The following is a 13,564-nucleotide window of genomic DNA, read 5'->3' as shown; positions in this document are numbered from 1 at the left end:
AACCCGTGGCGACAAGCGATCGGGCGCCGGGAATTCCAGCAACCCACTCATTCAGCCACTAGTCAGATTCCAGCGCTAAAATCGACAACAAACCTGATAGGGAACATCGAACAATGCGCTACCTGCTCCTTGCCCTGACCCTCTTGATTGCCGGCCGCGCTGCCGCCACCGGCGAGATCAACGTGCTGACCGACCTCAAATCGCCGTTTCCGCCCGGCTGCGTGGCCGTGTCGCTGCCCGACGCGCCGGCGTCTACGGAGAACACCCTGTGGAACGAGAACATCGCCGTGCCCTCGGTCGGCTCGAATAGCAAGGACGCGCGGGTGCAGGTCACGATCTGGCGCACCGGCTGCCATGACAGCGGTTATTCCGTGCTGATGGTGCGGCTGCAGAAGACCTCGGGCGACTTCGCCGTGCTCGTGCCCAAGGTCTACGCCGAGGCCGGGGACGTCGACCGGCCGATGCACGTGGCGCAACTCCTCCACCATCCGGCGGTCGGCAATGTCGGCGCCAGCGCCAACGTGATCAGCGAGGCGCCGGTGACCTACATGCTCGGGGTCGATCCGTTCTCGATCGACGGTGAAACCGAGTTTTCACCGGAAGACTACAACGACGTGTTCACGCTGGAGTTCTTCTGGGGCGACTTTTCGCCATTTGCGGCGCCCAAAGGCGAGCTTTTCCTTATCGAGCCCTACGTGCCCGAATTCGATCCGCCGCAGAACGAGTTCCAGGTGCTGCACGGACGCATGTCGGGCCAGTACGTATTCGAGGGCCTGCCCAATAATGGCCTGTTCCTGCAGATTGGTGAAAAATTCGACGACACCAACACGATCACGGCGACCTTCTTTACCTACATGAACGGCAAGCCGTTCTGGGTGGTCGGAGCCAAAGACAAACTCGAACCCGGCTTCGACATCGTTACGCTCGACATGCTCGAAGTCGAGGGTGGCGAATTCTTCTCGGTCCCGCCGGGCAGCTACACCGGGGACGACGTGAGCTGGGAATCGATCGGCACGTTGACCATCGAGGCGCTCGATTGCAACCGCCTGTTGATCGACTACAATTTTTCCGAGGCAGGCCTGGGTAGCGGATCGTTGGAGGCTGATCGCCTGGTGCGGACCGCGGGGTATGACTGTAATCCGTGGCAGTAAACGCGCGCTTCGGCGCGCGAATGACCAAGTACCAAATTCCAATTTGCAAACAAGGACCAATGTTCAATGACCGAAACGGATGCCTCAGTCGTTTCGATCCTTGATTATTGGGTCATTGAGATTTGTTTGTAAATTGGTGCTTGAGATTTGATCATTAAAACTTCCCTTCCGTAAGGAACCTTGCGGCCGCCCTGACCACCGACGGCGCCACCACCAACCCCGTGTGGGTCACCGGCAGGATGCACTCGTCGGCACCTTCCAGGCGGCATTCGGCCAGGCTGACGGTGCCGTCGTTGGGTTCACTCAACCCGCCGAAGATTCGTCCCACGCCGATTGAGCGGCTGCCGGCGATGATGCCCGTCTCGCGACCGGCCGGGGCGTGAGAGAAGCCTGCTTCCAGGGCAGCGCGCGCCTGGCCGACCAGGGGCCGGAAATAGCGCCGCTCAGCCACCCGGCGGGCGACGGCCGAGCCGTGCACCGGCGACCCCAGCAGCACCACGCGCCCCGGCGGGATATCGCCGTACTCGTCGAGCATGCGCAGGATCACCAGTCCGCCGAGGGAATGGCCGACCAGGTCGACCTGGTCGAGATCCAGCTTAGCGATGAATTCACGCAGCGCCGCGGCGTTGGCCGGCAATGACTGGCGCAGGGTGGGATAGCCGAAGGCGTGCGTTTCGAAGCTGCGCTTGCGCAGCCGTCGGCCCACCAGGGCCAGACTGACGGCGCCGTACCAGAGGCCGTGGATCAGGACGACGGATCGGGGGGAAGAGGTTTCCATCATTGCTTCGGGCCGTCGTCTGAAATGATCAATTACCAAGCGCGCTCAATGACCAATCACCAAGCACCAATTTTCAAACAAATCTCAATGACCAAACATCCAATGATCGAAATGACTGGGACTGAGGCACACGTTTCGGTCATTGAACATTGATCATTGGTCCTTGTTTGAAAATTGGTGCTTGGTACTTGGTCCTTCTTGGAACTTGGTACTTGGTCATTCCTTGGGCTGCAGGCTCAACTTCAACTCCTTCAGCTGCTCGGCTTCCACAGCAGCAGGTGCGCCGGTCATCAGGCACGACGCATTGGCCGTCTTGGGGAAGGCGATGACTTCGCGGATGGAGTCCTCGCCGGCCATGAGGGCGGCAATCCGATCGATACCGAAGGCGATGCCGCCGTGCGGCGGGCAGCCGTAGCGCAGCGCCTCGAGCAGGAAACCGAAACGGGCTTTCGCTTCCGTCTCGTCGATTCCGAGCACGTCGAAGGCGGCCTGCTGCAGCTTCGGGTCGTGGATACGAATCGAGCCGCCACCGATTTCCGAACCGTTGAGGACCATGTCGTAGGCCCGGGACAAGGCATTGACCGGATCGGCCTTGAGCGCGTCGCCGTCGTTGACGGCCGGGGCGGTAAATGGATGGTGCAAGGCGTAATAGCGGCTGTCCTCGGCGTCGTACTCGAACATCGGGAAGTCAACCACCCACAACGGCTTCCAGCCGTCCTGAACGAGGTCAAGGTCCTTCGCCACCTGCAGGCGCAGCGCGCCCAGGAAGGTGCTGACCACCGGCTTCTCGCCGGCACCGAAGAACAGAATGTCGCCGCTTTGCGCATCAGTGTCGGCAATGATGCCCGACACCGCCTGCTCGTCGAGGAACTTGGCCACCGGCGACTGCACGCCCTCCAGGCCGGCCGCGGCGTCGTTGACCTTCATCCAGGCCAGGCCCTTCGCACCGTAACGGCCGACGAACTCGGTATAACCGTCGATCTGCTTGCGGGTCAGTTCCGCGCCGCCGGGCACGCGCAGCGCCGCCACGCGTGAAGCCGGATCGTTGGCCGGGCCCGAGAAAACCTTGAACTCGACGTGGCGCACGTGCTCGCAGATGGTGACCAGCTCGAGATCGATGCGAAGATCCGGCTTGTCGGAGCCATAGCGGCGCATCGCCTCGGCGTAGGGCATGCGCGGAAACGGGTTGGGCAGTTCGACGTCGAGCACTTCGGAGAACACCTGCCGGATGAGCTGCTCGGCCGTATCCTGCACGTCGGCCTCTTCAACGAAGGCCATCTCCATATCGAGCTGGGTAAACTCGGGCTGGCGATCGGCCCTGAGGTCCTCGTCGCGGAAGCAGCGCGCGATCTGGTAATAGCGGTCGAGTCCGGCCATCATCAGGATCTGCTTGAAGAGCTGCGGCGACTGCGGCAGGGCGAAGAAACTGCCGGGCTGCACGCGGCTGGGCACCAGGTAGTCGCGCGCGCCCTCGGGCGTGGCGCGGGTCAGGATCGGCGTTTCGGCATCGACGAAGTCCCGCTGATCCAGAAACTGGCGAATCGCGCCGGTCAGCTTCGAACGCAGCCGGAGGTTGCGCTGCAGACGCGGGCGGCGAAGGTCGAGGAAACGGTACTTGAGCCGCACTTCCTCGCCGTCCTCGTCGCTCATCAACAGCGGCAGCGGCGCGGCCGCGTTGAGGATCTCGACGGAATCGGCCACGACCTCGACCTTGCCGGTGGGCATGTCGGGGTTCCACTGGCTTTCGGGCCGCAGACGCACGGTTCCGGTCAGCCGCACACAAAACTCGTTTCTGAGTTTTTCGGCCTCGGCGAAGGCGGGCTTGTTGTCGGGTTCGACCACGACCTGCAGCACGCCGGCGTGGTCGCGCAGGCCGATGAATATCAGCCCGCCCAGGTCACGGGCGCGATTGACCCAGCCGCAGACCGTGACTTCTTGCCCGTCGAGCGCTTCAGTGACTTCTCCGCACAGGTGAGAGCGCATCGATCAGGCTGCCTGCCCGGTCGAGGCAGTGCTGCTGCCGCTCTTGTCGCCGCCCTTTTCGGAACCGGAGGAGGATGACTTGCCGTCGCCCTTCGAGTCCGGCTTGGCGTCGGATTTCTTGTCCTTGGCGTCGCCGGCCAGATTGCGCTTGTCGCCCTTCTTGAAGTCGGTCTCGTACCAGCCACCGCCCTTGAGCCGGAATCCGGCGGCGGAAATCAGCTTGGTCAGGGCCGGCTCGCCGCATTCCGGGCAATCGGCCAGCGGCGGGTCGGATATTTTCTGCAGCTTTTCCAGTTCGTGACCACAGGACTGGCAGCGATATTCATAAATAGGCATCGTTCAAATCCCGTCTGGATTCCTCAGGTGCTGCGTATTGTGGGGGTGGCGGACCCGGATTTCGAGTCCTGGAGACATTATCGCCCGGCTGAAACCCGGCGGCAATCCGCTATCATTGGTGCATGTCGTTGGCCGCACACGAATCCGCCGACCTCGAAACCTTGTTCGAGGGCTTCGAGCCCGCGAACTGGCCGGTGGTGGCCGAAAGCAACCAGGGCACCATCGTGCGGGTCACAAGTGGCGGCCTCGACCTGGCCGTGAAGACTCCGCGTGGGCGTGGCCTCGCCTGGCGGGCACGGCAATTCTCGCTCAGGCGCGAGTACCGGGCCTACCGCCGGCTCGAGGGCGTACCTGGCTTTCCGCGCTGCCTGGGCCTGTTCCAGGCCAGCCATCTTGCCATCGAATATGTTGACGGCGCCCTGCTGAGACACGCTGCGCCGGCCAACCGCGAACGGTTCTTCCACGAACTCAGACAAGCGATCCAGGCGATGCACGAGCGCGGCGTCGCACACGGCGATCTCAAGAGCCGGCGGAACGTGCTGATCGCCGGCGACGGCCGGCCAGTGATCATCGATCTGGGCACCGCCGTGGTACGCAGGCCGGGCTGGCACCCGCTCAACCACTGGCTGTTCGGTTACCTGCAACAGATCGATCTCAACGGTTGGGTCAAGCTCAAATACGGCAGCTACGACCGCGCCGACGAGCTCGACCGCTCCCTGGTTCGGCGCTCGCGCATCGAGCGCCTCAACAACTGGGCACGACGCCGGGGGTTATGAGTTTGCCAGCCGCCGCAGTCCTTCTTCGATACTGACCTTGGGCGCATAGCCCAGGTCGCGGCGAGCGGCCGAGATGTCGAACCAGTGCGCCGTGGCCAGGTGTTCGACCACGAAACGCGACAAGGGCGGGTCGGAGCTCCGGCGGGCAGCGCGCCAGAACCACTCCACGAGCGTGGCCGCAACCATGGCCACCGCGGGCGACACAGCGCCGAGCCTGGGTTTTTCCCCGGCCGCCTCGAGCATCATCGAGAGCATCTCGCCGACCGGTTTCGGCTCGCCGTTGGAGATGAAATAGACCTTGCCCGCGGCCGTGGCGGAACCGGTGAGATTGTCCAGCGCCTGCACATGCGCTTCCGCGGCATTGTCGATATAGACGGTGTCGATCAGTTTCTCCGGAGCCGGCAACTTCAACCGGCCGGCACGGTTTCGTTCGATGAGCCGCGGCAGCAGCTGGTTGTCGCCCGGCCCCCAGATCAGGTGCGGGCGCAGGGCGCAGGCCTTCAGTGCGTCGCCGTTGGCGGCCAGCACCAGGCGTTCGGCTTCCGCCTTGGTGGCCGGGTACGGCGCCGGGAAGTGATCCGGGTAAGGCAGCGACTCGTCGTCACCGTCGATGTCACCGCCGGCGTGCACCACGCTGGGCGAGGAGGTGTGTACCAGAAAGCGCACGCCGTGCTTGCGGCAGGCCTCCAGTACATTGCCGGTACCGACGACATTCGCAGCCACGAAATCCGGCGCGTAAAGCCCGGGTCCCGCCTTGGCCGCCACGTGGATCACTGCGTCCACACCGTCAGCCGCAGCCATGACGGCCTGGCGATCGGCAATATCGCCGCGATGGCAGGTCACGCCCAGCTTGACCAGCCCCGGATAATCCGAGCGGTTGATGGTCGAAACCGTATCGCCGCGATCGAGGAGCCGGCGCACGATCGCCTGACCCAGGAAGCCACCCCCTCCGGTGACCAGAATCCGCATCAGTTTGCCTCCGTTCAAGTCAATCGCCCCAGATTAGCCGGAGTAGCTTCGGGATGCACGGAGATAGGGGTTCAGGGTTCAGGGTTCAGGGTTTCGGGGTTCAGGAACGGCTATCCCAAGCCCGCCCTGAAACCTGAAACCTGAATCCTGACCCCGTTCCCTCGCATTCCGTTACACTCGCCCCCACCTCAAGCAACTGACTCCAGGACTCGAAAAAACGCCATGGCCCAGTACGTCTACACCATGCACCGCGTCTCCAAGGTGGTGCCGCCCAACCGGACCCTCATCAAGGACGTGTCGCTGTCGTTCTTCCCCGGCGCCAAGATCGGCGTGCTCGGCTTGAACGGCGCCGGCAAGTCCACGGTGCTTCGCATCATGGCCGGCGTCGACCCCGAGTTCGACGGTGAGGCGCGGCCGCAGCCGGGCATTCGCATCGGCTACCTGCCGCAGGAACCGGAACTGCCCGAGGACCAGACCGTGCGCGAAGTCGTGATGGACGGCGTGGGCGAACTGCGGGACATGCTGGTGCGTTTCGAGGAGATCTCCGAGAAGTTCGCCGAGCCGATGAGCGACGAGCAAATGACCGAGCTGCTGGGCGAGCAGGCCGAGCTTCAGGACAAGATCGATGCGGCCGGTGGCTGGGAGATCGAGCGGACCCTGGAAGTCGCCGCCGACGCCCTGCGCCTGCCCGAGTGGGACTCGAAGATCGAGTTGCTCTCCGGCGGCGAGCGCCGCCGTGTGGCGCTATGCCGGCTGCTCCTGTCGAAACCCGACATGCTGCTGCTCGACGAGCCCACCAACCACCTCGACGCCGAGTCGGTCGCCTGGCTGGAACGCTATCTCGACGAATTCCCCGGCACCGTCATGGCAGTGACCCATGACCGCTACTTCCTCGACAACGTCGCCGGCTGGATCCTGGAAATGGATCGCGGCCACGGCATTCCCTTCGAGGGCAACTATTCGTCCTGGCTGGAGCAGAAGGAAGCGCGTCTGGCGGTGGAGGAAAAGCAGGAACAGGCCCGCCAGAAGGAAATCAGGCACGAACTCGAGTGGGTGCGCTCCAACCAGAAGGGTCGCCAGGCCAAGTCCAAGGCGCGCTTGAGGCAGTTCGAGGAGCTCAACTCGAAGGAAGTGCAGAAGCGCAACGAGACCCAGCAGATCTACATCCCGCCGGGTCCGCGCCTGGGCGACAAGGTGATCGAGGTCGACGGCCTCTACAAGGGCTACGACGATCGCCTGCTGATCGAGGATCTGAGCTTCAAGGTGCCGCCAGGCGCCATCGTCGGCATCATCGGCGGCAACGGCGCGGGCAAGACCACCCTGTTCCGCATGATCGCCGAACAGGAACAACCCGACCGGGGCACGATCGAGGTCGGCGAGACGGTCGAACTGGGCTATGTCGACCAGAAGCGCGACAGCCTGAAGGATGACCGGCAGGTGTGGGAAGAAATCTCCGACGGCGCCGACGAGATCCATGTCGGCAACTACCGCCTTCCGGCCCGGGCCTACGCCAGCCGCTTCAACTTCAAGGGCTCGGAACAGCAAAAGCGCATCGGCCAGCTATCCGGCGGCGAACGCAACCGCGTGCACCTGGCCAAGGTGCTCCGATCCGGCGCCAACGTGCTGATGCTCGACGAACCCACCAACGACCTCGATGTCGAGACCCTGCGTGCCCTCGAAGAAGGTCTGCTCGCCTTCCCCGGCTGCGTGCTGGTCACCTCGCATGATCGCTGGTTCCTCGACCGCATCGCCACCCACGTGCTCGCCTTCGAGGGCAATTCACACGTCGAGTGGTTCGAGGGCAACTTCACCGATTACGAGAAGGACCTCAAGCGCCGACGCGGCGATCAGGCGGGACCGCATCGACTCAAGTACAAGCGCCTCAAGGGCTGAAGCCCTTGTTGGCTGGTTGGCACGGCACCAAAGTTGGCTGGTTGGCTGGTTGGCTGGTCGCCAATAATTGCAGCTGCCCACAACGCGATCGCGGCGAAGCCGCCCCGCAGTTCTGTCAGGCGCCGAACCAGCTAACCAGCGAACAAGCAAACCAGCCAACACTCAAGGTCTGAACGGCCTCGGATCCCACCCCAGTTGCTCGCGCGCTGGCGTATCGTCAACGACAAGGTCCATCGCCTGGCGATCGATCATCGCCGGGCTGACGTCTTTCAGGCGGCCGGTCAGGCGGGCGGCGCGGACGGCGGGCTTCGTCAGCCAGCTCGGCAGTCTGAGCAGGCGGACGCTGCGTCCTTCGGCCGCGGCAATGCGTCGGACCATTTCCGGGTAAGTGAGGACTTCACCGCCGGCCAGCAACCAGGTCCCGGCGCTGTCTGCACCCGCGATCAGGCACTCGACGGTCAAGCGGGCCAGGTCATCGGCGTGGACCGGAGCGCGCAGGCCACGGCCGGCCACCGGAACGAAGGGCAGGCGCCTGACCAGGCCGCCAATGCGGCTGACATTGCCATCCGATCCGTCACCGTAGATCATCGTGGGCTTGAGCAGGGTGAGCACGATATCGCGCTCACGGCAGGCATTCTTCAGCGCTTTCTCGCATTCGAGCATGGCCGCCATCTGGCGGCGCTCGGCCCGATCGGGAGAACGGCGCTTGAACTGCGTACTGGCCGAGCTCAGGGCGATGACCCGCCCCAGCCCCCTGCCCTGCTCGACCTGTGTGAGCGCATGCGCCAGCGGCCCGAAGCTGACCAGCGAGCCGGTACGCACGTCGGCCGGCTCACGCTCGAGGTCATGCTGCAGCCAGGTCACGTGCGGCCAGGACTGCTCCGGCACACGCCGGGACACCGCGATGGCCCGAATTCGCTGATCCCGGGTGCGCTCGAGAAAACAGCGGCCGACCGGCCCGCTCGCACCGAGGACCAGCACCACCGCGGCTTCGTTCATCGTCCCCGAACCAGGCAGACCGGCGTCATCACCACGGCGTGCAAGTGAATGAACAGCCACCATGACGCGCGCCCGAAACCGGTCCAGGCCTGGCTGCAATGCTTGTTGAGGTAGCGCCACAGACTGCGGTGCTTGGCCCACATGACCCGAACCGGACGCTGGCGCGAGGAGATCCCGCCGGCATGTGCGATGAACACCGACGGCAACAGGCGAATGCGCCAGCCAGCCTCGCGCAGACGCGCCATGACGTCGAGATCCTCGAAATGCATGTGGAAGCCGGGATCGAAGCCGCCGATCTCCTCCAGTGCGCTCTTGCGGATCAACATGCAAGCGCCCGATACCGCCTCGACATCGACCGCTTCGTCGCCGATCGGCTCATGCGTCAGATCGATGCCGTTTGCACCCGAGAACGGCAACACTTCGGCCATCACCTGCCGGCGTGTGGGCAGGCGGCGGCGACTGCCGCGCTGCTCGACGCCACGCATGTCGAACACGCGACCCGAGACCATGCCGATATCGGGGTGTCGGTCGAGTTCGGTGACCAGCGCTTCGAGCGCGTCCGGCACCATCAGGCAATCGGGGTTGATCACCAATAGGTACTCGGTGCCCACGCTGCGCAGGGCCTGATTGACGCCACGACCAAACCCGAGATTGCGATGGGCCCGCCGCAGGGTAATGCCGGGCAGTTTCGGAACGATATCGATGCTGCCGTCGTCGGAAGCGTTGTCGATGACGATCACCGCGGGCAGCGGCGAGGAACGGCCGCGCAGATTCTCGATGCAGCGTGCCAGCCAGCGGCCGGAATTATAGTTGACGATTACCGCTGTCACGCGGGCAAGCAGTTGCTCGGAAGGCGTCATGAGCGTGACAACAGCCGGCGCCACCAGGGCCGCCCGAGCGCGGCGCGAAGCTGCCGGATTTCCTCGTCGCGTTCGGCCAGCAGGTGGCCGGCGCGGATATGCTTCGCGACTTCTTCGTTGTAGTGGCGGTAAACCGACTCTTCCCGGTCGCCGTACAGGGACAGTCCGGGCAGATCCGGCAGAAACCGCTCCTCGGCGGCCGCCGTCACGATGTAGTAAAGCGGCGGGTAATCCGGCGAGCTCGAGCGCTTGATCGAACCGCCCTCGTCGATCAGCAACTGCAGCCCGTCGTGCCCGGCCAGATCCCACAGCGCGGAGACGAACATCAGTTTCTGGCCGTAAAGGCGAAAAGCCGGAAAGCTGGCCGCGATCAACGACTCGAGTTCCTCGCGATAGAGTTCGCGCACGTGGAAGGGATTGTCGTAGCCGGTGTCATCGCTGTAGGTCTTGCGGTCGGGCGAAGAGATCAGCAGGAAGCCTTCGGGGCGCAGTACGCGCCGGAATTCAGCCAGCAGAGTCTCCTGGGCCTCGAGGTGTTCGAGCGTTTCGAACGACGCCACCACATCGAAGCTATCGTCCTCGTAGGGCAATCGGGTGGCATCCCCCTGGTCGAAGCGCAGGTTCTCGCGCCGGTAGCGCTCACGAGCGTGTGCGACCGCTTCCTCACCGATATCCAGGCCGGCGACCGACCGGGCGCGGGCGGCCAGCAGGTGGCTTCCATAGCCCTCGCCGCAGGCCGCATCGAGCACGTCGCGGCCTTCGACCAGCTCGGCTGCCCAGGCGTAACGGTGCCAGTGTTCGTAGGCCATCTCCCGCACGCAATCGGGGGTGAAACGCTCGCCGGTGAATTCGAGGGTGGGCTTTTCGGGCATCGTGGACGTGTTATTCGTGTGCAGGGGTCAGTTTAACCGCTCGCAGACTCTACATCCGCCGTAATACCTGTCGTCCCGGCCCCAAGGCCGGGACCTCGCACGTACAGGTAGGCACGGCCTGTCTGATTGCCAGCAGCTGTTTGCGAGGTCCCGGATAACGCCTGTGGCGTTTCCGGGACGACACTAGGTCGCTAGCCTCCCGAGCGATAGGCCCGGATGATCTGCTCTCGCCGCTCGGCCATCGGATCGGCTTCGATGAAGGCGCGCACCCGGTCCATGTAGTCCGGGTAGCGCGACAGCAGGGTCGCCATCGCCTCGCCGCCGGGTTTCAAACCCAGCGGACCGAAACTGGCACCGCCCTGGTGGGCAACGAAGGCATCGTCGCAGAGGACATGACGCCAACCGGCCTCAGTGGCGCGCATGCACCAGTCGTTCTCCTCGCCATAACCGCGGCCGAAGGCCTGCTCGTCGAACAAACCGACGGCATCGATGCAGGCGCGGCGCAGGAACATGCAAAACCCCACGGCGGTGGGCACTTCGGGGTATTCCGGCGCGCCGGACTCGCGGCAGGCACGTGCCCAGTCGTCGGGGTGCTCGGGCCAGGGATTGGGCTGGCAGAACTCAGGTATGGAGGCAATCTCGCCGTTGTTGGTCAGCGGCGTAATCGAAGCGATGCTTGCATCCCGGTCGCGACAGTGCTCGATCGCCTCGAGCCAGCCCGGCGTAACCCGGGTATCGGCATTGAGCAGAATCACGTCGTGCTCGGCCGCCATGGTGATCCCCAGGTTGGCGCTGGCGACGAAGCCGAGATTATTGCGATTGCGTACTCGCGTCCAGGATTGCGGCAGCGTTTCCATCAGTTCGGGCACGGCCGGGTCGTCGGAGGCATCGTCGATGACGATCACCGGCTGCTTGCGGTCGATGTTGGCGGCCAGGGCATCGAGGCAACGACGGGTCTCGAGCGGCGCATTGAACACCGGCACGATGATGACGGTCATGGCTGATGCCACTCGTGCTCGATGCGCACCAGACCCATTTCGCGCGTACGGCCGGTAACGGTGAACTCGATTTCCACAGTGTCGTGCACGCGCAGACCTTCCGGGTCGAGGGCGTGGACGCGCACGGCGTAGCCGCCCGGCAGCAGCGGGAGCGCCGGAAATCGCAGCGTCAGTTCGAATTCGCTCCGGCCGCCTGCCTCGGGCACGAAGCCGTCATGATCGGTCGCCACGCCGTAAACCGGTGTGCCGTCGGCGCGCACGAGGCCGACCAGCGCCACCGGGGCACGGCCATCGGGCGTCGACAGGCACATGTGCACATCCAGGCCATCACCGTGGGTAATGGCCGGATTGCTTGAATCACCATCGCCCAGACGAATCTCTCGCACCTGGTAGACGGCACTGCTGCTGCGACCTTGATGCGCTTCGAGCGCGTCCTTGCGCTCGTGCCAGGCCAGGTAGGACTGCGTGACATCGAACACATCGCCGTACTGCTTGACCTGGCCTGAATCGAGCCACAGGGCGTGCCGGCACAGCTTCTGCACCTGGTACATGCTGTGCGACACCATCAACAGCGTGCCGCCCTGTGCCAGGTAGCGCTCGATCCAGCGAATACACTTTTTCTGAAATGATTCATCGCCGACCGCCAGCACCTCGTCGGTGATCAGCAGGTCTGGCTTGACCGAGGCAACGACCGCAAAGCCCAATCGAACGACCATCCCGGAGGAATAGTGCTTGATCGGTTCGTGGATCGACTCGCCGATATCGGCAAAAGCCAGGATGTCGTCCAGACGCTCGTCGACCTGGCTGCGTGACAGGCCCAGGAAGGCCGCGTTCATGCGCAGGTTCTCCAGGCCGGTGTATTCGGGGTCGAAGCCGGCGCCCAGCTCGAGCAGGGCGGCAACACTGCCGCGTTGTTCGATACGACCCGAACTGGGGGCAAGCACCCCGGTGATGATTTTCAGCAGCGTCGACTTGCCGGCGCCGTTGGAACCGATCACCGCCAGCGACTCACCCGGCCGGACGACGAAACTAATCTCCTCGAGCACGCTGCTGCCGCCGGTGAACTCACCCCGCCACAGCAGCTGCCAGAAGGCGCGCAAACGCTCGCCCGAGTTGACCGTGGGCGGGAAGCGCTTCGACACGCCCTCGAGCTGGAGCAGCGGCGTGGTCACAGGAAATCCTCGAAATACGGGCTCAACCGCCCGAACAGGCGATAACCCAGCCACAGGACGATGAGCGCCCCCGCCAATAGCAAGAGGCTGGTCCCTCCCGGCAGGAAGTCGGCATGCAGCGTACCGGCGCGGATCTCGCTCATCCACCAGGTCATCGGGTTGTAGTCGAGCCAGCCGGCCAGTTGCTCCGGGAGCAGTTCTGGTGCGTACAGGATGGGTGTGAGGAAGAACCAGAGCATGAACAGCGTGGGCAGGGCGTGCTCGAGATCACGCACGTAGACCTGCACGGCCGACAGGGCCAGCCCCAGGCCGAGGGCCAGGACGTAGAGCGAAACCAGCGCGGCCAGCAAGCGCGGCAGGCCGAGCCAGTGAATTTCGATGCCGAACAGTGCAAACAGCAGTAACACGGCGGCAAAGCCGACCAGATGCAGCACGAACACCGCGCTGATCGAGGCCAGCACCAGCAAGTGGCGAGGGACGGCCACCTTGGATATCAGGGCGGCATGCTCGCGAATGGCCTGAGAACCCCTGAGGACGCCTTCGGAGAGCATCAGCCAGGGCCACAGCCCCAGGCCGAGCCAGGCGATGAAGGGAATGTCCAGGCTCGGCGGGACCCGGGCCTGGAAAATCACGCTGAAGACAAAGCCGTAGACGGCCAGCAGGAGAATCGGATTGAGGATCAGCCAGATCCACCCGCTGGCGCTGCCAATGAAGCGGGAGCGGATCTCTCGTACGGCTAGTTGCCGAAACAGCGTACCTTGGGTGAAGGACACGGTG

Annotated in this window: 13 protein-coding genes; 3 read left to right on the top strand and 10 right to left on the bottom strand. The window is 64.2% G+C overall.

All coding sequences use genetic code 11. The features are described from left to right. Positions 1 to 113: 113 nt before the first annotated feature. A complete protein-coding gene (locus tag G4Y73_RS10595; RefSeq protein WP_164231610.1) occupies positions 114 to 1,151 on the top strand; it encodes a hypothetical protein in 1,038 nt (345 codons plus the stop codon). A gap of 154 nt (positions 1,152 to 1,305) precedes the next feature. Here G4Y73_RS10595 and G4Y73_RS10590 read toward each other — a convergent pair whose 3' ends face one another. From G4Y73_RS10590 to G4Y73_RS10580, 3 genes are all read right to left on the bottom strand, one after another. Further along, on the bottom strand, positions 1,306 to 1,929 hold the full coding sequence (locus G4Y73_RS10590) for an alpha/beta fold hydrolase (protein WP_164231609.1): 624 nt from the start codon (positions 1,927 to 1,929) through the stop codon (positions 1,306 to 1,308). Positions 1,930 to 2,145: 216 nt separating this feature from the next. Beyond that, positions 2,146 to 3,912 carry an aspartate--tRNA ligase gene (aspS, locus tag G4Y73_RS10585; protein WP_164231608.1) on the bottom strand — a complete coding sequence of 589 codons (1,767 nt, stop codon included), beginning with the start codon at positions 3,910 to 3,912 and terminating at the stop codon, positions 2,146 to 2,148. A gap of 3 nt (positions 3,913 to 3,915) precedes the next feature. Next, positions 3,916 to 4,248 (bottom strand): zinc ribbon domain-containing protein, encoded by a 333-nt coding sequence (locus G4Y73_RS10580; RefSeq protein ID WP_164231607.1) that lies wholly within the window; start codon positions 4,246 to 4,248, stop codon positions 3,916 to 3,918. Positions 4,249 to 4,370: 122 nt separating this feature from the next. Between G4Y73_RS10580 and G4Y73_RS10575 the strand changes: the two genes are divergently transcribed. Then, positions 4,371 to 5,024 carry an RIO1 family regulatory kinase/ATPase gene (locus tag G4Y73_RS10575; protein ID WP_164231606.1) on the top strand — a complete coding sequence of 218 codons (654 nt, stop codon included), beginning with the start codon at positions 4,371 to 4,373 and terminating at the stop codon, positions 5,022 to 5,024. Here G4Y73_RS10575 and G4Y73_RS10570 read toward each other — a convergent pair. Continuing rightward, a complete protein-coding gene (locus tag G4Y73_RS10570; RefSeq protein WP_164231605.1) occupies positions 5,019 to 5,993 on the bottom strand; it encodes an NAD-dependent epimerase/dehydratase family protein in 975 nt (324 codons plus the stop codon). The two genes, G4Y73_RS10575 and G4Y73_RS10570, sit on opposite strands and share 6 nt — an antisense overlap. Positions 5,994 to 6,215: 222 nt before the next feature. Here G4Y73_RS10570 and ettA point away from each other — a divergent pair, with 222 nt between their 5' ends. Continuing rightward, positions 6,216 to 7,886 carry an energy-dependent translational throttle protein EttA gene (ettA, locus tag G4Y73_RS10565; RefSeq protein ID WP_164231604.1) on the top strand — a complete coding sequence of 557 codons (1,671 nt, stop codon included), beginning with the start codon at positions 6,216 to 6,218 and terminating at the stop codon, positions 7,884 to 7,886. Positions 7,887 to 8,048: 162 nt separating this feature from the next. Here the strand turns inward: ettA and G4Y73_RS10560 are convergent, their stop codons facing one another. From G4Y73_RS10560 to G4Y73_RS10535, 6 genes are all read right to left on the bottom strand, one after another. Then, entirely contained in the window at positions 8,049 to 8,885 is an 837-nt protein-coding gene (locus tag G4Y73_RS10560; RefSeq protein ID WP_164231603.1) for an NAD-dependent dehydratase, read from the bottom strand. After that, positions 8,882 to 9,769 (bottom strand): glycosyltransferase family 2 protein, encoded by an 888-nt coding sequence (locus G4Y73_RS10555; RefSeq protein ID WP_164231602.1) that lies wholly within the window; start codon positions 9,767 to 9,769, stop codon positions 8,882 to 8,884. The genes G4Y73_RS10560 and G4Y73_RS10555 overlap by 4 nt, the downstream gene beginning before the upstream one ends. Then, positions 9,742 to 10,617, bottom strand: coding sequence for a class I SAM-dependent methyltransferase (locus G4Y73_RS10550; protein WP_164231601.1), 876 nt, complete (start codon positions 10,615 to 10,617; stop codon positions 9,742 to 9,744). The genes G4Y73_RS10555 and G4Y73_RS10550 overlap by 28 nt, the downstream gene beginning before the upstream one ends. A gap of 191 nt (positions 10,618 to 10,808) precedes the next feature. Next, positions 10,809 to 11,615 carry a glycosyltransferase gene (locus G4Y73_RS10545; protein ID WP_164231600.1) on the bottom strand — a complete coding sequence of 269 codons (807 nt, stop codon included), beginning with the start codon at positions 11,613 to 11,615 and terminating at the stop codon, positions 10,809 to 10,811. Continuing rightward, positions 11,612 to 12,787, bottom strand: a complete 1,176-nt coding sequence (locus G4Y73_RS10540; RefSeq protein WP_164231599.1) for an ABC transporter ATP-binding protein — start codon at positions 12,785 to 12,787, stop codon at positions 11,612 to 11,614. Before G4Y73_RS10540 ends, G4Y73_RS10545 begins: the two co-directional genes overlap by 4 nt. After that, positions 12,784 to 13,560, bottom strand: coding sequence for an ABC transporter permease (locus tag G4Y73_RS10535; RefSeq protein ID WP_164231598.1), 777 nt, complete (start codon positions 13,558 to 13,560; stop codon positions 12,784 to 12,786). Before G4Y73_RS10535 ends, G4Y73_RS10540 begins: the two co-directional genes overlap by 4 nt. Between the last annotated feature and the right edge of the window lie 4 nt (positions 13,561 to 13,564).

The sequence above is a fragment of the Wenzhouxiangella sp. XN201 genome (assembly GCF_011008905.1).
Taxonomy (GTDB): Bacteria; Pseudomonadota; Gammaproteobacteria; order Xanthomonadales; family Wenzhouxiangellaceae; genus Wenzhouxiangella.
This window is presented reverse-complemented; position numbering and strand designations above follow the sequence as displayed.

Coding starts and splice junctions, on each gene's coding strand:
- G4Y73_RS10595 (WP_164231610.1), top strand. CDS start 114: ATGCGCTACCTGCTCCTTGCCCTGACCCTCTTGATTGCCGGCCGCGCT.
- G4Y73_RS10590 (WP_164231609.1), bottom strand. CDS start 1,929: ATGGAAACCTCTTCCCCCCGATCCGTCGTCCTGATCCACGGCCTCTGG.
- aspS (WP_164231608.1), bottom strand. CDS start 3,912: ATGCGCTCTCACCTGTGCGGAGAAGTCACTGAAGCGCTCGACGGGCAA.
- G4Y73_RS10580 (WP_164231607.1), bottom strand. CDS start 4,248: ATGCCTATTTATGAATATCGCTGCCAGTCCTGTGGTCACGAACTGGAA.
- G4Y73_RS10575 (WP_164231606.1), top strand. CDS start 4,371: ATGTCGTTGGCCGCACACGAATCCGCCGACCTCGAAACCTTGTTCGAG.
- G4Y73_RS10570 (WP_164231605.1), bottom strand. CDS start 5,993: ATGCGGATTCTGGTCACCGGAGGGGGTGGCTTCCTGGGTCAGGCGATC.
- ettA (WP_164231604.1), top strand. CDS start 6,216: ATGGCCCAGTACGTCTACACCATGCACCGCGTCTCCAAGGTGGTGCCG.
- G4Y73_RS10560 (WP_164231603.1), bottom strand. CDS start 8,885: ATGAACGAAGCCGCGGTGGTGCTGGTCCTCGGTGCGAGCGGGCCGGTC.
- G4Y73_RS10550 (WP_164231601.1), bottom strand. CDS start 10,617: ATGCCCGAAAAGCCCACCCTCGAATTCACCGGCGAGCGTTTCACCCCC.
- G4Y73_RS10545 (WP_164231600.1), bottom strand. CDS start 11,615: ATGACCGTCATCATCGTGCCGGTGTTCAATGCGCCGCTCGAGACCCGT.